The following is a 17,413-nucleotide window of genomic DNA, read 5'->3' as shown; positions in this document are numbered from 1 at the left end:
GGGCACCCTTGTTAGCTATTATTTGACTTTTACAATAACATCATTACTAAATTTGAGTTTCCAAGTTCCTTTTGCATAAGCTTCCTTGTCCACTTCAAATGCTTTCACATCTGTTACTTTAATATTAGGATTTAGATCACTTAATATTTTAGAGTTGTCAACTTTTGTCTCGGTTGCATAGGTTGAAGAAGCATCGATATCTGCATCATAAGAAGTGCCATCAGCATCAACTAATTTAACAGTTGGAATTGAAAAAGAGCTAATCGGTTTTTTAGATACGTTTTTAACTGTATATTGAACAGCTACAATTGTACCACCATCAGATGCTTTCTTTTCAATATATTGAGTACCGACAGAATCTCTGTCCTCTACCTTCGTAACTGTCACTTCAGTTTTTTCAGTTTTTACGGTATCACCGATATTGTATATTTTTTCAGTTTCTGCTTTGCTGCTGCTTGATGTTTTGGAAGTGGCTTCTGAACCGCCTCCGCCGCCAATCATATTACCGATAATAATGATGACAACAATTGCGAGAATAAACGTAATGATTTTATGTCTCATAAAAAAGTTACGTTGATCCTTACCACAGTTAGGACATTTTTTTACACCCTTTGCAATTTCTTGACCGCAAGCTTTACAGGGTACTAGTTTTCCTGCCATTTCATTTCCTCCTATGTAATTAAATGTACAAAACATATGTACTATAATGCCTATATTATTTCACTTAGTCAATATAAAATTATGAATTTCTTATAATTATTATCATATATAGTTAAATTTACTTGTAAAATATATGCTTTTTTTCTTATCGGTTATATCTGCTCTTTTTTAATAGATAAATCGTTTTTTCTTTCAGCCTATCTGATGAAATCTCCGCAAATACCCCTTGAACCAATTCGAGCCGTCCCGTATAATGCTAATATTGGAAAGTGAAAAGGATATGATCAAAACAGTGGTTTTCTAGGGTTCCGCAATGCAAATTGGACTGTGACCGAGAGAAAACACATAGCAGCTTGGCTGTTATGACACGGTGGGATAAAAGCCCAGGAGTTTCTGCTCTTTTTCGAGAGCGTTCTCCTGGGTTTTTTTATTTGCTAGAACAGAACTATGAGAAGGAGTGTTTTCGTGATGAAAAAGAGAATGCTGGATGTACTTATGCTTGTGATTGGCGCTTTTTTCTTCGCGCTTGCGGTTAATTTATTTGCGATTCCCAATGATCTTGGGGAAGGCGGAGTCACTGGGATTACGCTGATATTGTATTATCTGTTTCAATGGTCTCCCGGTGTCACGAACTTTATCTTAAATGCGTTTTTGCTTTTAATCGGCTATAAGTTTCTGGATGGAAAAACAACCGTTTATACGATCATTGCGGTCGCGGCAAATTCGCTTTTTCTTCATCTGACACATGGATGGAGCATTCCGTCTGATGAATTGATTATTAATACGATTTTCGCAGGTGTATTTGCGGGAGTCGGGATCGGCATGATTATCCGGGTCGGCGGGACAACAGCCGGTTCCGCGATTCTGGCCAGAATTGCTAATAAATATTTAGATTGGAATATCAGCTATGCGCTCTTGTTTTTTGATTTAATCGTAGTATTTAGCTCTTATTTTATTATTGGTGCGGAAAAAATGATGTTTACGATCGTGATGCTGTATATCGGTACGAAAGTGATGGACTTCATTATTGAAGGTTTGAATACGAAAAAAGCCATTACGGTCATTTCAGAAAATAAGAGTGAGATTGCAGAGCAGGTAAATACCTTGATGGATCGGGGCGTGACAATTTTATCAGGGAAGGGAAATTATACGGGCCAATCAAAGGAGATTTTGTATATCGTCATTAACAAACAGGAGCTTTCCATGCTGAAAAAAATCATTAGAAGCTGCGACAAAAAGGCGTTTGTAATCGTTCATGATGTACGCGACGTGTTTGGCGAAGGATTTGTGGACATATCAAAATAAAGAAAAATCCCTCTGTACTTGAAGCAGAGGGATTTTTTGGTTTAGAACGGATATTTGCGGTATTGCTTCTGGATCGAAATCCATTTCGTCACGGTAAATTCCTCGACGACCCACGGATTGCCGAAGCGGCCGACACCGCTTGCTTTGTTTCCGCCAAAGGCAATATTCGGTGAATCATTGACGGACTGGTCGTTGACATGGGTCATGCCGCTGTCAATTTGCAGGGCGAGCTTTTCGCCTTTTTCTAAATCAGAAGTGAAAACCGCAGAGCTGAGGCCATACTCGGTATCATTTGCCATGTCAATCGCTTCCTGATCGCTGCCGGCTTTGATAATGGTTGCGATTGGGGCAAACAGCTCCGTTTGGGCAATTTTGCTGTTGTTGTCCGCGCCGACAAAGACGTACGGCGTGAGTACGTTTCCGACACGTTTTCCTTCAACCGCAAGCTCTATGCCGCCTGCCTTTGCCTGCTCAATGATCTCCAGCGCTTTCTCGATTTGGCGCTCGTTGATCAGCGGGCCGACAACGGTTTTCGGATCGGTTTGATCACCGTACGGAAGCTGTTTGACACGGGAGGTGAATTTTTCTACAAACTCATCGTATACATCCTGATGAACGATGATCCTGTTGATAATCATACAGATTTGTCCCTGGTGAATAAATTTTCCGAAAATCGCGGCATCCACAGCACGATCGACATCCGCATCTGAAAGGACGGCAAATGGATTGTTGCCGCCGAGCTCAAGTGCCATCCGTTTGAAGGCACGGCCGGCGATTTCACCGATGTGGCGCCCGACTGCTGTTGATCCCGTAAAGCTGATTAATCTCGGGATTGGATTGGTGAGCATGCCGTCCCCGATTTCCTTTACATCCGCCAGCATGACGTTAAGGACACCGGCAGGAAGACCAGCGTGCTCAAACGCTTTCGCAATGATGGTTCCGCCGGAAAGAGCGGTTTGGATATCAGGCTTGTGAACAACGCTGTTTCCCAGCGCAATCGCGGGCGCAATCGTTCTCATAGATAAATTCATCGGAAAATTAAATGGAGAAATCGATGAAATGACACCGAGCGGAAGGCGGTAAATCTTATTGATTTTCCCCTCAATGTCGGATGGAACTTCTTTGACGCCGCCTAATTCACCAGTATACGTTATGGCTTCATCTAAAATGGCAATCGTTTGTTCCAGCTCAATCGTTGATTTCATAATCGTTCCGCCAGTTTCGCGGGCAATCATCAAGATGATGTCATCACGGTTTTCCTGTAAATAGCCGCGCGCTTTTTGCAGCACGGCTTTTCGGCCTTCCGTCGTGCTTTTGGCCCACTCTTTTTGGGCTTTCTGTGCAATGTCAAACGCATCCTCCAGCTGTTTGCCCGTTGCCAAAGATGCTGTTGTGATCACAGACTGGTCATACGGATTCAAAATGTCCTCCGTACGTCCGCTTTCTCCCTCAGTCCATTTTCCGTTGATAAAACTTTTGTTTAACGTTTCGAAACTCATAAGATGACCCTCCTTTTGGTCCCGCATATCCTCTTCTATTTCCGCTGACGCCAATATGTAAACGAATGAGGTTCCCTTTAAGTTTTTCGTCTATCTATACCGGATATACTCTTTTTTAGTGGAGAACATGTGTATTTCGCCTTATACTGAATATACAGATCCTTACATAAGAGAGGAGACTCTATGAAATCGCTGCTGGCTATTTATCCCGGTTCGACTGTGTCTGAGGAGCTTTGCATAAGGGAAGGCTGTCTATGTTTTTTTGATGAGAGCAGTCAGAGATACATCTCCATTCCGAAAACAGAGATCAGCGAAAAAGAGGTATTGGTGCTGCAGTCATTTTTGACGGCTGCGGATGAGGGCAATCAAATGTCTATGAAATCACCGGAGGAAAACAAGTGGTTTTCGTTCCTTTTTTCAAGAGGAGAATTGCCGGCGAATATAAAGAAACGGACAAGGTTTGTTCACTTTCATTTATTCGGCAAAATAGACAGGACGTCCTTTACGGAAGCGGTACGCCATTTTTGGCCGGTGTCTTTTGTGATTGTGTGGATCCATGAGGACAGAGGCGTCATTGTTGAGCAGGAAAGTGAAGCGGCGGCGGAGAAGGACGAACTGGAATCGCTCGCTAAGGTTCTTGAAAGTGATTTCTACTTCAGTGTCCGTTTTTACGCGGGAAGATTTTACGAGCCGGATGAGTGCCTGCGAAAACATTACGCTCGTGAACAGGCGTATTTCCTGTTTGCTGAAAAACGGCTGCCTCAGGTGCAGAGTGTGACCTTTGAGATGATTTTTCCTTTCATATTATTAGAAACAGAAAAAGAAAAATTGGCAACGCTGCTATCTGAAGAAGCTGAGCTTTTATTTGGAAGTGAATCTGAGCTAAGGAAGACCATTAAGCTGTTTATTGAAAACAACTCAAACGTCACATTAACAGCGAAAAAGCTGCATCTGCATCGCAACAGTCTGCAATATCGGATTGATAAATTTATTGAGCGGTCAGGGATAGATATCAAATCGTACAAAGGCGCGCTTCTTGCCTATTTTATCTGCCTGCAAAGTGAAAGTTCAGAATAAATTGGAAATATGCACGAAAAAGGGCTGGGTGATTTTATGAACGCTGCCCATTTTAGCGGGAGAAAATTGCTGTTACACTCAATATAAGAAAGCGTTTACAATAACAAAGGGGGATGTTAGATGGCTGAATTGCGGATGGAGCACATTTATAAATTTTATGATCAGAAGGAACCGGCGGTTGATGACTTTAACCTTCATATTGCCGATAAGGAATTTATCGTATTCGTCGGCCCGTCCGGCTGCGGAAAATCAACGACGCTGCGAATGGTTGCAGGACTTGAAGAAATTTCGAAAGGCGATTTTTATATTGAAGGAAAACGGGTCAATGATGTAGCGCCAAAAGACAGGGATATCGCAATGGTGTTTCAAAACTACGCGCTCTATCCGCATATGACGGTCTACGATAATATCGCATTCGGACTGAAGCTTCGGAAAATGCCGAAGCCAGAAATTAAAAAAAGAGTAGAGGAAGCCGCTAAAATTCTCGGACTTGAGGAATATTTGCACCGTAAACCGAAAGCGCTGTCAGGAGGACAGAGACAGCGGGTCGCGCTTGGGCGGGCAATCGTGCGGGATGCAAAGGTGTTCCTGATGGATGAGCCTTTGTCAAACCTGGACGCAAAGCTGAGGGTGCAAATGCGGGCGGAAATCATTAAGCTCCACCAGAGACTGCAAACCACAACGATTTATGTGACGCATGACCAGACAGAAGCCCTGACGATGGCGACACGGATCGTAGTCATGAAAGACGGGAAAATCCAGCAGATCGGGACGCCGAAGGATGTATACGAGTTTCCTGAAAACGTCTTTGTCGGCGGTTTTATCGGGTCACCGGCGATGAACTTTTTCAAAGGAAAGCTCACGGATGGCTTAATCAAAATCGGTTCTGCGGCATTAACCGTGCCGGAAGGAAAAATGAAGGTGCTGCGTGAAAAAGGCTACATCGGCAAAGAGGTTATCTTCGGCATCCGTCCTGAGGATATTCATGATGAATTGATTGTCGTGGAATCGTATAAGAACTCCTCGATTAAAGCGAAAATCAATGTCGCAGAGCTGCTCGGTTCAGAAATCATGATTTATTCGCAGATCGACAACCAAGACTTTATCGCACGGATCGACGCCCGCCTCGATATTCAATCAGGCGATGAGCTGACGGTTGCATTTGATATGAATAAAGGCCATTTCTTTGACAGTGAGACAGAAGTGAGAATTCGATAAGATCAGCAAAACCGGACATGGAGACATGTCCGGTTTTTTGTTCTTTGTTTGCGAGGTTTACGGAAAAAACGGCAGCGGGTAGTGGTTGGTAAGAAAGGGGAGATAGAGATGTGGAATGCGGCAATGTGGGGCGGGATATCGGGCTCTGCTGTACTGCTGGGCGCGCTGGCGTCCATGTTTCTTCCGATTCGCAAACAGATCATCGGCTATATTATGGCTTTTGGCACAGGTGTATTAATAGGCGCGGCCGCTTACGAGCTTCTTGGGGACGCAGTAGCAGAGGGCGGAATCGTGTCGACAGGCGTGGGATTTATTGCGGGAGCTGTTGTGTTTACGATTTTTGATTACGCGGTTTCCAAACGGGGCGCGTCACAAAGAAAAAGATCGGGACAAACAGCTGTCGGCGGCGGAATCGCCATTTTTATCGGCACGATCATGGATGCTGTCCCAGAATCGATTATGATTGGCGCCAGCCTTCTCGAAGAACAATCGGTCAGCTTTCTTTTGGTGATCGCCATTTTTATCAGCAACATCCCTGAAGGGCTGTCTAGTACAGCAGGACTGAAAAACAGCGGGTACTCGAAAACGAAAATTATGCTGCTTTGGGCCGCGGTGCTCGTGATTTCAATTCTTGCCTCATGGTCAGGATTTTTCTTTCTCGACGGCGCTTCTGAAGAAATCATGTCAGCGATTGCAGCATTTGCGGGCGGAGGCATCATTGCGATGATTGCTTCAACGATGATGCCTGAGGCGTACGAAGACAGCGGTCCGATGACAGGTTTAATCGCCGCACTCGGCCTGTTAACCTCGCTGGTTTTGAATCAGTTTTCTTAAATGTGAGCCGGTCATGATTTCATGTCCGGTTTTTTGCTATTGAAAATCTCAGAATCAGACCGATGAAAAAGGAGGAAGAAATAGACAGAAAGCAGGGAACCGATGAAACGTTTTATCTTAAGCATCTTTCTTTTGGGAAGCTGCTTGGCTCTTGCGGCTTGCGCTGATCAAGAGGCGAATGCAGAGCAGACGATGCCCAAAGCGGAACAAAAGAAACCGGAAGAAAAAGCAGTACAAGTTCAGAAAAAAGAAAACGATACAGCCGGATGGATCAAAACAGAGACACCGGCAAAGCTGCCGATTTTGATGTACCACAGCATTTCCTCAGGAAACAGCCTTCGTGTCCCAAAGAAAGAATTCGAAGCGCATATGAAGTGGCTGCACGATAACGGCTATCAGACATTAACGCCAAAAGAGGCGTATCTCATGCTGACGCAGGATAAAAAGCCGTGTGAGAAATGCGTGCTAATTACGTTTGATGACGGCTACACCGACAACTATCAAGACGCGTATCCGGTGCTGAAAAAGTACGGGATGAAGGCGACGATTTTTATGATCGGCAAATCGATCGGACATAAGCACCATCTGACAGAGGACCAAATGAAAGAAATGACACAGCACGGCATATCGATTGAAAGCCATACAATTGACCACCTTGAACTGAACGGGTTAACGCCTCAACGGCAGCAAAGCGAGATGGCAGATTCGAAAAAACTGTTTGACCACATGTTTCATCAGAAAACCACCATCATCAGCTATCCGGTAGGACGCTACAATGAAGAGACGCTGAAGGCCGCCAAAGAAACGGGCTATCAAATGGGCGTGACGACAGAACCGGGCGCGGCTTCGAGAGACCAGGGAATGTACGCCCTCCATCGCGTGCGCGTGTCCCCAGGCATGTCGGGCTCGGCTTTTGGCGCGTACGTCGAATCAATGAAATAAAAAAAGGAGGCGCTCAATCGCCTCCGCCGCCACATCCGGAATCGCTAAAACCCCCGTCACTGCTGCATCCATCATGGTGTGAGCCATTGTCTGAATAGCCGAAATACCCGCTGTCCGCCTGCTGGCGGCTTTTATGCTCCGATGGCTGCGGCTGAATGACTGAAAGAAAAACAATAATAGATATAAACAATAAGATGATCACAATCACTTCTCGTCACTCCCTTTTTTCACCATATCTGTTATACGGATGAAACGCTGACCGGTTTCATTTCAAAGTGATCGATTCTATCAGGCGGTCTCTGAGCCAACGCTTCAGCACCCCGTGTCCTTTGTTTGACAATAAAGTGCCGACACGCCAATACATAGGAGGATGAGGGGCGAACTGAAAATCAATCAATCTGAAAAGCCAGCTTTTATCCCGGGTGAGAGAGTCAATTTGAAGCTCGTCTTCATCTGCTTCAGCGCTATAGGCACTTTGTTTCTGTATGTCCTCATCTTGCCGAACCGCCAAGACCCTCAAAGCTTCAGCCATTTGTTTGTAACCGCCCTCCAGCAAGGATGCGCCAAGGTTGTCAGCACGCACCTCCATCCATTGTGAACAAAAGGATTGATAGAGCTGAAACAGGATAATGATTGCCATAATGAAAGCCCAAAGCGCAATTTTGTGGGCCTCGGGGTGGATGATATGCTGCTCAAACAAGAGGATAATCCCAACGACAGCTCCAAGATAGAGAAAACGCAAAATCTGTGATGACAGTACATCACGTTTTTTAATATGAATCGCCTCATGGGCCAGAATGCCCTCGATGACACGCAGCGGCAGGGTTAGTGTGGCGCTTGTCAGAATGACCATTGACCTTCCGACATTCATGCCGACTGCCATTCCGTTGTAATCATCACTCTCCGTTTCGTATATGCGGACATGGGAAATGCCGGCCTTGCGGAAAATCTCGTCAGCCGCTGCCTGTACATGCGGATGATGACAGGGCTTGGCGTCCATCGCCGCCCGCAACACACGGTCTGACATATACATGTTGAATACCCAATACAGGATAACCGCTGCAGCCATGACCCATGGAGAGGCGTGTAATGCGTATAACACGAGCACCAATAAGGCGTAAGCGGATATCCCTTTTACGCTGGCGGCAAAATAAAGCTTCCCGAGCAGCCGCTTCACATTTTTTCTATGATAAAACGGCAAAACAGAAATCACATTGTCCACATTGATTTCCTCATCTGTGTATTCTCGGAAAATCGTTTTCCATTTTTGCGGTTCCTTCACCGTCAGAAACAGTGTTTCACCGGGAAGAGACAGTTTAATGACTTGCTGAAAGCTTGTTGTCAAATCTAAACGTGATGAATACATCGTCATAAGCGGATGGAGCTTTAAGAGATCAGCCGTTGATTCAAGCTGAATGTCCTTCAAATCGGAAAGCGGGTATGACCGGGTTTCATAGTGTGAGCTGATATGCAATTTTTCTAAGGCTGCTGAATAAAAAACCTTTACGCTGAAAACATTCAGTATTCGCTTCACCAGTGCCCCTCCGCCGGAGATCATGCCGAGAAGGATCACATATTTGAGAGGGCTTGTGTCAGGTCCAAAGATGAAAAAAATAACAGCTCCTGCAAACACAATGGCAGTCAGCGTAATGTCTGACAGGAGACGTGTTTTGTTTCTGGCAAGCTCGATTTCCTGCCAGTCTCCCGAAGGTTTTTCCGCACGCTCTGAAACAATGAGATCCATTGCGGTCCAATAGCAGTAGAACATTGTCGCGATTGAGACAATGCCGTCCATGAATGAGAGATGAGAGAAGATGTAAACTGCAGCGCCGACCCATAGCACAATATCAATCCAGAAGTCTATGGCCGGAATGAGTTTTGCAGCCAGGGCTGATATCAAATAAAATCCCAGCCCGAGAAGCATAAAGAGAAAAAGATGAGTTCCCATAGGCATGCCAGATTCCTTTCTATCTAGTATTTCCAACTATTACTATAGCATGGGATGGGAACTTGCAAAAATACGGACATGCAAAAGGCAAGCTCTTTCGTTTTCCGAAGAACTTGCTCCGAGGTGTATCAATAAAATTGGTGCAGCAGCAATAAGGTTAAGGATACTGTAATCGCTCCCCCGATGCGGGTAGACACCTGGGCGAACGGCATCAGCTCAAGCCTTTCCGCCGCGCTTAAAATAGCGACGTCACCGGTGCCGCCTTGCCCTGAATGGCATGCATTAATAATGGCGGTTTCAATCGGATACATGTTCAGCCATTTTCCGGTGAAGAAGCCGACGGCCATCATGGTCACAACGACAGACAGAATTGTAATGATATTGCTGAGGTTAAAAGCAGCGATAAGCTTGTCCCACGGCGTCATGGATACCCCGATCGCAAAGAGCAGCGGGTAGGTCACAGCTGTTGAAAAGAAGCGGGATACTCCAAACGCGCCATTTTCAATTGAGGCAGGCGCCAATCTGAACAGCTTGATTAGAACAGCCAGTAACAGCATGGCAACGGGTGCCGGAAATCCGAAAAAATCATGGGCGAGCATGCCGACTAAGTATAAAGAAACAGCAAGGATACCGCCTGACGCAAATAAAGAAAGGTTGAACATGTGCTGACCGCTCTGTGATTCCTCAAGTGCATGGGACTCTTCTTCGGAGCGGTCCACTTTGCCGTTTCCGGTCCATTCCGGTTTTTTCTTTCCGATTCTGTTCAGCAAGCCCGCTAGAATAATCGCGCACAGGCTGCCCAGCATAATCGATGGGAGAACAAGTGCAAACGCTTCCCCTTGAGAAATGGGCATGATGTCAGAATAGCCAATGGACAGCGGGATAGCACCTTCTCCGACTCCTCCGGCCATGATAGGAATAACGATATACAGCAGTGTATGCTGAAATCCGAGTCCGAGCAAAGTCCCGACAGCCAGTCCGACAATAGCGGCTGTGACAGAACCGACAATAAGCGGAATAAAGATTTTCATAAATGCTTTTACGAGTGTTTCTCTTTTCATGCCGAGGATGCTTCCGACGACAATACCGGCGATAAACAAATATAGAAAGTTTGAGTTTTCTGTAAATTCTGTTGTGGATTTGACGATATCATTAGGCAGCAGGTGATAGTACACGACAGCGGATGGAATGAAAGTAGCTAGGATGGCCGGGCCGCCGATAGACCGAACAATCGGTATCGATTTGCCGATTTGGGCAAAGGTAAACCCGAAAAACGCCATGACGGCAATGGATGTCAGAATGTCACTTTTTACATCGTGATGCATAACAAAAACAGTGATTAATATAAACAGCAAGGCATACACAGGCAGCGGTATGATGCCTACTTTTATATTCATGGCTTTCGCAAACCAATTCTCTTTTCGAACCCCTTCGTGAATTGTATCCGTTTGCAATTGCATGTGTGTTTGAAGCTCTCCCATTGAAAAACCTCCCCTATTCTTGATGCAGTGAAATTGTTCACTATGTTAAGTATACTAAAAAATTGAAATTATTAATATATTAAAAATTTACTATTCAGCTTTTCTCCTCTTGCCGGCTTAAATGGAAAGAGGCATTCTGACTAAAATCGGTTTATGACGGAATGCTGAGACTCGAGTGCTGAAGCGGGTGTGAGCATTTTGTTCGCAAGGAACGATGTGTTGATGTACGATGATAAAGGGTCATTTATCCTAGCAGCCGACATAAATAAGCAACAAAATAGACAAAAAACCGTCACATAGTATGGGACTTTTTAGGTGTTTTAGGCTTTATTTTTGAAATGAATCGTTGTAAAGTACTTAATATGAACCAGTCAGAGATTGTGTCATTTGGTCAGTCTAGCAATCTTGTATCATATTGGACGACTTTTTGACACATTTGTGAAATGTTGAACAATATTTTTTCGTCTATTTTGTGAATTACTGATCAAAGTTTTGGTTCTATTTGTGAAGTGGTGAGCAAATTAGTAGTTTCAACCGGAAATGGAGGAGAAAGCATGAGTGAATTGGTATTAGCCCGCATACAATTTGCATCTACAACGTTGTTTCATTTCTTGTTTGTGCCGATGTCTATCGGGCTTGTGTTTATGGTTGCGTTGATGGAGACTCTTTATCTTGTGAAGAAAAATGAGCTGTATCTCAAAATGGCAAAGTTTTGGGGACACTTATTCTTAATAAATTTCGCAGTCGGTGTTGTAACGGGGATTTTGCAAGAATTCCAGTTTGGACTGAACTGGTCTGATTACTCCCGTTTTGTCGGAGATGTATTTGGCGCTCCGCTTGCGATTGAAGCCCTATTGGCGTTTTTTATGGAATCTATTTTTATCGGATTATGGATATTTGGCTGGGACCGCCTGCCGAAGAAAATTCACGCTCTCTGCATATGGCTCGTATCATTCGGAACGATCATGTCATCTTTCTGGATTTTAACAGCAAACTCCTTTATGCAGGAGCCGGTCGGCTTTACGATCAAAAACGGCCGCGCGGAAATGAACGACTTTGGCGCGCTGATCACAAACCCTCAGCTTTGGGTTGAATTCCCGCACGTTATTTTCGGTGCGCTTGCCACCGGGGCTTTCTTTATTGCCGGAGTGAGTGCTTTTAAACTATTGAAGAAAAAAGAAGTGCCGTTCTTTAAGCAATCTTTTAAACTCGCAATGATCGTCGGCCTTTGTGCAGGTCTTGGCGTCGGCCTTAGCGGACACATGCAGGCTGAGCATTTAATGGAATCACAGCCGATGAAAATGGCTGCCAGTGAAGGCCTGTGGGAAGACAGCGGTGATCCTGCTGCTTGGACCGCTTTTGCGACGATCGATACAAAAAATGAAAAAAGCTCAAATGAGATCAAAGTTCCTTATGCCTTGAGCTACTTGGCTTATCAGAAATTCAGCGGAAGTGTCAAAGGGATGAAAACCCTTCAGGCTGAGTACGAAAAAATATACGGAAAAGGCGACTATATTCCGCCGGTCAAAACGACATTCTGGAGCTTCCGCATCATGGTTGGCGCAGGCGTTGTCATGATTCTTGCAGCGTTAGGCGGCCTTTGGCTGAACCGCCGCAAAAAGCTTGAAACCAGCAAATGGTATTTGCGCATCATGATCGCTTTGATATCCTTCCCGTTTCTTGCGAACTCCGCGGGCTGGATTATGACAGAAATCGGGCGTCAGCCTTGGACGGTTATGGGCTTGATGACAACGGCTCAATCCGTGTCGCCTAACGTAACAGCGGGCTCCTTGTTATTCTCAATCATCGCATTCGGTGTGATGTACATGATTCTGGGCGCGCTGCTTGTCTTCTTGTTTATCCGTGAGATTAAAAAAGGTGCCGAGCATGATGATCATCATGAAGTGCCTGTATCAACAGATCCATTTAGTCAGGAGGTATACCATGGCATCTCTTCATGATCTTTGGTTTATACTCGTTGCTGTATTGTTTGTAGGATTCTTCTTTTTGGAAGGCTTTGATTTCGGGGTCGGCATGGCGACCCGTTTTCTTGGCCATAATGAATTAGAACGCAGAGTGCTGATCAACACGATCGGACCGTTCTGGGACGCGAATGAAGTGTGGCTTTTGACTGGCGCGGGCGCCATTTTCGCGGCATTCCCAAACTGGTATGCAACGATGCTTAGCGGTTATTACATTCCGTTTGTCATTGTGCTGCTTGCGTTAATGGGCCGCGGGGTCGCGTTTGAGTTCCGCGGCAAGGTGGATCATTTGAAATGGGTAAAGGTTTGGGACTGGGTCGTTTTCTTCGGCAGTCTGATTCCTCCGTTTGTGCTTGGTGTTCTGTTCACGACATTATTCCGCGGAATGCCGATTGATGCCGACATGAACATTCACGCACATGTATCTGATTATATCAATGTATATTCTATACTTGGCGGTGTGACGGTAACACTTCTTTGCTTCCAGCACGGATTAATGTTTATTACGCTGCGTACGATTGGTGATTTGCAAAACCGCGCCCGGAAAATGGCACAAAAGATAATGGGTGTTGTTTTTGTAGCGGTTCTTGCCTTCGCGGCTCTTTCTGCGTATCAGACAGACATGTTTACACGCCGCGGAGAAATTACCATTCCGCTCGTTGTTTTGATTGTCATCTGCTTTATGCTCGCGGCTGTATTTATCCGTAAGAAAAAAGACGGCTGGACATTTGGGATGACAGGCGCTGGTCTTGCGCTGACCGTGGGAATGATCTTTATTTCCCTATTCCCTCGCGTAATGGTCAGCTCGCTTAAAAGCGCATACGATTTAACAGTAGCTAACGCTTCTTCCGGTGATTATTCGCTTAAAGTCATGTCAATTGCAGCATTAACGCTATTGCCGTTCGTCATCGGCAGCCAGATCTGGAGCTATTATGTCTTCCGGAAGCGCGTCAGCCATAAGGAGCCTATGACTTATTAATGGGAAAAGACCTGTTTCGATATAAAGGAATGAAGCGGATTCTCACCGTGATTACTTGTTTAACGCTGATTCAGACAGCCGCTATTATTATGCAGGCAGAGTGGCTGAGTGAGGCCGTAACCGGACTGTTCAATGGGGAGGGCATTGCCTCCCTGTTTCCGGTGATCGGCTTTTTCCTCATCGCTTTTATCGCCCGGCACGGGGTGACGGTGGCGCGCCAGAAAATCGTCTATCAATATGCCGCCCGGACAGGAGCAGATTTGAGAAAAAGTTTTCTTGATCAGCTGTTCCGTTTAGGCCCCCGCTTTGCAAAGAAAGAGGGGACGGGGCAAATGGTGACGCTGGCGATGGAAGGCATCAGCCAGTTCCGCCGTTACCTGGAGCTGTTTCTGCCGAAAATGGTCAGTATGGCGATTGTGCCTGCGGCGGTTGTCATTTATGTGTTTTTCCAGGATCGTACGTCGGCCGTCATTTTAGTCGCAGCGATGCCGATTCTAATCATTTTTATGATTCTCCTTGGCCTTGTCGCGCAGAGAAAAGCGGATCGCCAGTGGAAATCCTATCAGAGACTTTCCAATCATTTTGTTGATTCTCTTCGCGGGCTGGAGACATTGCGTTTCCTAGGTTTGAGCAAGTCACACAGCAAAAATATTTTCTACGTGAGTGAGCGTTATCGCAAAGCAACAATGAGCACACTCCGGGTGGCGTTTTTATCATCATTCGCCCTCGATTTCTTCACGATGCTGTCGGTGGCGACAGTCGCGGTGTTTCTGGGCCTGCGCCTGATTGACGGCGATATTTTGCTTGGTCCCGCTTTAACGGCGCTTATTCTGGCGCCTGAGTATTTTCTGCCGGTGCGGGAAGTGGGGAATGATTATCATGCAACGCTGAACGGCCAGGAAGCAGGAAAAACCATTCAAGAGATTTTGTCGCAGCCTGGTTTTAAAGAAGAGACGCCGCTTCAGCTCGAGACTTGGGGTGATCAGGATGAGCTGAAGCTGTCAGGTGTATCAGTCGGCCGTTCGGTGTCTGATATTGATCTGTCATTCAAAGGTAAGAAAAAAATCGGCATTATCGGTGCAAGCGGTGCCGGAAAATCAACATTAATTGATATCCTCGGCGGATTTTTAGAGCCGGATGGCGGGATGATTGAGGTGAATGGCACAAGCCGGTCCCATTTGCAGGACGGCAGCTGGCAGAAAAATCTTCTGTACATCCCTCAGCATCCGTACATCTTTGATGATACGCTTAGCAATAACATTCGCTTCTACCACCCAAGCGCTTCGGCAGAGGATACAGTCCGTGCCGCTGCTGCGGCGGGTCTGACGGAGCTGGTGGATAAGCTTCCTGACGGATTAGAGGGGCGAATCGGGGAAGGCGGCCGGGCGCTCAGCGGCGGACAAGCACAGCGTGTCGCGCTGGCCCGCGCCTTTTTGGGAAACCGCCCGATTCTGCTGTTGGATGAGCCGACCGCCCATCTTGATATCGAAACAGAATATGAAATAAAAGAAACGATGCTGGATTTATTTGAGGATAAGCTCGTCTTTCTCGCGACTCACCGTCTTCACTGGATGCTTGATATGGATGAAATTATCGTGCTTGACAGGGGCAGGGTTGCGGAAATCGGGACTCACGATGAACTGCTGCAGAAAAACGGTGTGTACACTAAACTCGTGAAGGCACAACTGGGGGAAAGAGCATGAAGAAAGAAGAATGGATTCTGCCGTATATCAAGCAAAATGCCCGCCTGTTCTTTCTGGTTATCTTTTTGGGCGCGGTGACGATTTTTTCTGCTGCTTTCCTCATGTTCACCTCAGGATTCTTGATTTCTAAAGCGGCGACAAGGCCGGAAAACATCCTGCTCATTTATGTGCCGATTGTCGCTGTCCGAACCTTTGGGATTGCACGGTCTGTGTCGCGATATGTGGAACGGCTCGTCGGCCATCACATCATTTTGAAAATCGTATCTGACATGCGCGTCCGCCTTTACAATATGCTTGAGCCGGGTGCTTTGATGCTGCGTTCCCGTTTTCGCACAGGGGATATGCTCGGCATTTTGTCTGAGGATATTGAACATTTGCAGGATGCTTTCTTAAAAACGATTTTTCCTGCGATCTCAGCCTTGCTCCTGTATGCTGTGTCAGTGATAGCGCTCGGCTTCTTCTCTTGGCCGTTTGCCATATTGATTGCGCTGTATTTGTTTGTTCTTGTTGTATTGTTTCCTGTTGTGTCTTTGCTCGTGACGAGAGCGAGGAATGCGAAGCTGAAAAGCGGACGGAATGTACTGTACAGCCGTTTGACAGATGCCGTGATGGGTGTCAGCGATTGGATGTTCAGCGGACGCCGGCATGCTTTTATTGATGCGTATGAAAAAGAGGAACATGATTGGTTTGAGCTTGAACGGAAAAAACAACGCTTTACAAGATGGCGGGACTTTGCTGCGCAATGCCTTGTCGCCGGCCTTATTTTGCTGATGCTCTTTTGGACGGCGGGACAGCAAGCGGACGGCGAGCTCGCTAAAACGATGATTGCCGCTTTTGTGCTTGTGGTGTTCCCGCTGACGGAAGCCTTTTTGCCGCTTTCGGATGCCTTAGGCGAAGTGCCGGGCTATCAGGATTCTATCAAACGCATGAACAGGGTGGCTCCTCAGCCGGAGGCATCACACACAGAATCAGGGGCACAAACGCTTGATCTCCAAGATGTTACCCTGTCCTTTCGTGATGTGACGTTTTCTTATGACAACAGCGGCCAAGTGCTTGACAACTTTTCCTTTACGCTGCGCCAAGGAGAAAAAATGGCGCTGCTTGGCCGAAGCGGCTCTGGGAAATCTACGTCGCTTGCATTAATCGAAGGCGCCTTAAAACCGGACTCCGGTTCTGTGACGTTAAACGGAGTGGAGACAGCGCTGTTAAAGGATCAGATTGCTGATGCGGTGGCTGTGTTAAATCAAAAACCGCACCTGTTTGATACAAGTATTTTGAACAACATCAGGCTCGGAAACGGAGAAGCAAGCGACGAGGATGTGCGCCGTGCCGCAAAGCAGGTCAAGCTGCATGACTACATTGAGTCGCTTCCTGACGGATATCATACCTCTGTACAGGAAACGGGCATCCGTTTTTCCGGTGGAGAGCGCCAGCGGATCGCACTTGCGCGGATCTTGCTGCAGGATACGCCGATCATCATCCTTGATGAGCCAACGGTTGGTCTCGACCCCATCACTGAGCGTGAATTGATGGAAACGGTGTTTGAGGTGCTGAAAGGAAAAACGATTTTATGGATTACACACCATCTCGCGGGAGTGGAAGCAGCCGATAAAATCGTATTTCTCGAAAACGGCAAAACGGAAATGGAAGGAACCCATGAGGAGCTGTTGGCGGCAAACGAACGATATCGCCGCCTGTATCACCTTGATGTTCCTGTAAAATAGAAGACAGCCCTAAAAGGCTGTCTTTTTTGTTTGAAAAAGAAAAGGTACAGGAAAAATAGGA

General features: G+C 46.2%; 14 protein-coding genes and 1 riboswitch. Of the genes, 9 read left to right on the top strand and 5 right to left on the bottom strand.

Going from position 1 to position 17,413, the window contains the following annotated elements:
- Window positions 1-18: 18 nt before the first annotated feature.
- Window positions 19-561: a DUF4352 domain-containing protein gene (locus JQX68_RS19965; protein WP_147772810.1), complete on the bottom strand. Its 543-nt coding sequence runs from the start codon at window positions 559-561 to the stop codon at window positions 19-21.
- A 388-nt stretch (window positions 562-949) separates the two neighbouring features.
- A riboswitch (guanidine-I (ykkC/yxkD leader) is annotated at window positions 950-1,052 on the top strand.
- A 76-nt stretch (window positions 1,053-1,128) separates the two neighbouring features.
- On the opposite strand from JQX68_RS19965, the gene JQX68_RS19960 reads away from it, so the two are divergent.
- Window positions 1,129-1,965 (top strand): YitT family protein, encoded by an 837-nt coding sequence (locus JQX68_RS19960; protein WP_003242615.1) that lies wholly within the window; start codon window positions 1,129-1,131, stop codon window positions 1,963-1,965.
- A 41-nt stretch (window positions 1,966-2,006) separates the two neighbouring features.
- On the opposite strand, the gene JQX68_RS19955 is transcribed toward JQX68_RS19960, so the two are convergent.
- Window positions 2,007-3,464, bottom strand: coding sequence for an aldehyde dehydrogenase family protein (locus JQX68_RS19955; protein WP_147772712.1), 1,458 nt, complete (start codon window positions 3,462-3,464; stop codon window positions 2,007-2,009).
- Window positions 3,465-3,647: 183 nt separating this feature from the next.
- Between JQX68_RS19955 and JQX68_RS19950 the strand changes: the two genes are divergently transcribed.
- The 4 genes from JQX68_RS19950 (at window position 3,648) to JQX68_RS19935 (ending at window position 7,535) form a co-directional block, all read left to right on the top strand.
- Window positions 3,648-4,541: a PucR family transcriptional regulator gene (locus JQX68_RS19950; RefSeq protein WP_040081369.1), complete on the top strand. Its 894-nt coding sequence runs from the start codon at window positions 3,648-3,650 to the stop codon at window positions 4,539-4,541.
- Between the two features lie 120 nt (window positions 4,542-4,661).
- Entirely contained in the window at window positions 4,662-5,759 is a 1,098-nt protein-coding gene (gene msmX / locus JQX68_RS19945; RefSeq protein WP_003242648.1) for a maltodextrin ABC transporter ATP-binding protein MsmX, read from the top strand.
- 108 nt (window positions 5,760-5,867) lie between these two features.
- Window positions 5,868-6,593 carry a ZIP family metal transporter gene (locus JQX68_RS19940; RefSeq protein WP_136653938.1) on the top strand — a complete coding sequence of 242 codons (726 nt, stop codon included), beginning with the start codon at window positions 5,868-5,870 and terminating at the stop codon, window positions 6,591-6,593.
- Between the two features lie 102 nt (window positions 6,594-6,695).
- Window positions 6,696-7,535 (top strand): polysaccharide deacetylase family protein, encoded by an 840-nt coding sequence (locus tag JQX68_RS19935; protein WP_147772711.1) that lies wholly within the window; start codon window positions 6,696-6,698, stop codon window positions 7,533-7,535.
- A 13-nt stretch (window positions 7,536-7,548) separates the two neighbouring features.
- Here the strand turns inward: JQX68_RS19935 and JQX68_RS19930 are convergent, their stop codons facing one another.
- The 3 genes from JQX68_RS19930 to cimH form a co-directional block, all read right to left on the bottom strand.
- The gene (locus JQX68_RS19930) at window positions 7,549-7,743 is read right to left on the bottom strand and encodes a hypothetical protein (protein WP_014665918.1); all 195 of its coding nucleotides are present in this window, start codon (window positions 7,741-7,743) and stop codon (window positions 7,549-7,551) included.
- Window positions 7,744-7,800: 57 nt separating this feature from the next.
- Entirely contained in the window at window positions 7,801-9,489 is a 1,689-nt protein-coding gene (locus JQX68_RS19925; RefSeq protein ID WP_147772710.1) for a M56 family metallopeptidase, read from the bottom strand.
- 122 nt (window positions 9,490-9,611) lie between these two features.
- Entirely contained in the window at window positions 9,612-10,964 is a 1,353-nt protein-coding gene (gene cimH / locus JQX68_RS19920; protein WP_103031228.1) for a citrate/malate transporter CimH, read from the bottom strand.
- A gap of 554 nt (window positions 10,965-11,518) precedes the next feature.
- Between cimH and cydA the strand changes: the two genes are divergently transcribed.
- The 4 genes from cydA to cydC are packed head-to-tail and all read left to right on the top strand — an operon-like array spanning window position 11,519 to window position 17,352.
- Window positions 11,519-12,925: a cytochrome ubiquinol oxidase subunit I gene (gene cydA / locus JQX68_RS19915; RefSeq protein ID WP_095431081.1), complete on the top strand. Its 1,407-nt coding sequence runs from the start codon at window positions 11,519-11,521 to the stop codon at window positions 12,923-12,925.
- Complete coding sequence (gene cydB, locus JQX68_RS19910; RefSeq protein WP_014665914.1) at window positions 12,909-13,925, top strand: cytochrome d ubiquinol oxidase subunit II; 1,017 nt, start codon at window positions 12,909-12,911, stop codon at window positions 13,923-13,925. The genes cydA and cydB overlap by 17 nt, the downstream gene beginning before the upstream one ends.
- Window positions 13,925-15,628 (top strand): thiol reductant ABC exporter subunit CydD, encoded by a 1,704-nt coding sequence (cydD, locus tag JQX68_RS19905; RefSeq protein ID WP_147772709.1) that lies wholly within the window; start codon window positions 13,925-13,927, stop codon window positions 15,626-15,628. Before cydB ends, cydD begins: the two co-directional genes overlap by 1 nt.
- Entirely contained in the window at window positions 15,625-17,352 is a 1,728-nt protein-coding gene (gene cydC, locus JQX68_RS19900; RefSeq protein ID WP_147772708.1) for a thiol reductant ABC exporter subunit CydC, read from the top strand. The genes cydD and cydC overlap by 4 nt, the downstream gene beginning before the upstream one ends.
- The last annotated feature ends 61 nt before the right edge of the window (window positions 17,353-17,413 follow it).

It is taken from the genome of Bacillus sp. LJBS06 (assembly GCF_016924995.1).
Classification (GTDB): domain Bacteria; phylum Bacillota; class Bacilli; order Bacillales; family Bacillaceae; genus Bacillus; species Bacillus stercoris.
This window is presented reverse-complemented; position numbering and strand designations above follow the sequence as displayed.

Bases quoted from the DNA above. Each gene is read 5' to 3' on its own strand.
- JQX68_RS19965 (WP_147772810.1), bottom strand. From the start codon at position 561: ATGAGACATAAAATCATTACGTTTATTCTCGCAATTGTTGTCATCATT.
- JQX68_RS19960 (WP_003242615.1), top strand. From the start codon at position 1,129: ATGAAAAAGAGAATGCTGGATGTACTTATGCTTGTGATTGGCGCTTTT.
- JQX68_RS19955 (WP_147772712.1), bottom strand. From the start codon at position 3,464: ATGAGTTTCGAAACGTTAAACAAAAGTTTTATCAACGGAAAATGGACT.
- JQX68_RS19950 (WP_040081369.1), top strand. From the start codon at position 3,648: ATGAAATCGCTGCTGGCTATTTATCCCGGTTCGACTGTGTCTGAGGAG.
- msmX (WP_003242648.1), top strand. From the start codon at position 4,662: ATGGCTGAATTGCGGATGGAGCACATTTATAAATTTTATGATCAGAAG.
- JQX68_RS19940 (WP_136653938.1), top strand. From the start codon at position 5,868: ATGTGGAATGCGGCAATGTGGGGCGGGATATCGGGCTCTGCTGTACTG.
- JQX68_RS19935 (WP_147772711.1), top strand. From the start codon at position 6,696: ATGAAACGTTTTATCTTAAGCATCTTTCTTTTGGGAAGCTGCTTGGCT.
- JQX68_RS19925 (WP_147772710.1), bottom strand. From the start codon at position 9,489: ATGCCTATGGGAACTCATCTTTTTCTCTTTATGCTTCTCGGGCTGGGA.
- cimH (WP_103031228.1), bottom strand. From the start codon at position 10,964: ATGGGAGAGCTTCAAACACACATGCAATTGCAAACGGATACAATTCAC.
- cydA (WP_095431081.1), top strand. From the start codon at position 11,519: ATGAGTGAATTGGTATTAGCCCGCATACAATTTGCATCTACAACGTTG.
- cydB (WP_014665914.1), top strand. From the start codon at position 12,909: ATGGCATCTCTTCATGATCTTTGGTTTATACTCGTTGCTGTATTGTTT.
- cydD (WP_147772709.1), top strand. From the start codon at position 13,925: ATGGGAAAAGACCTGTTTCGATATAAAGGAATGAAGCGGATTCTCACC.
- cydC (WP_147772708.1), top strand. From the start codon at position 15,625: ATGAAGAAAGAAGAATGGATTCTGCCGTATATCAAGCAAAATGCCCGC.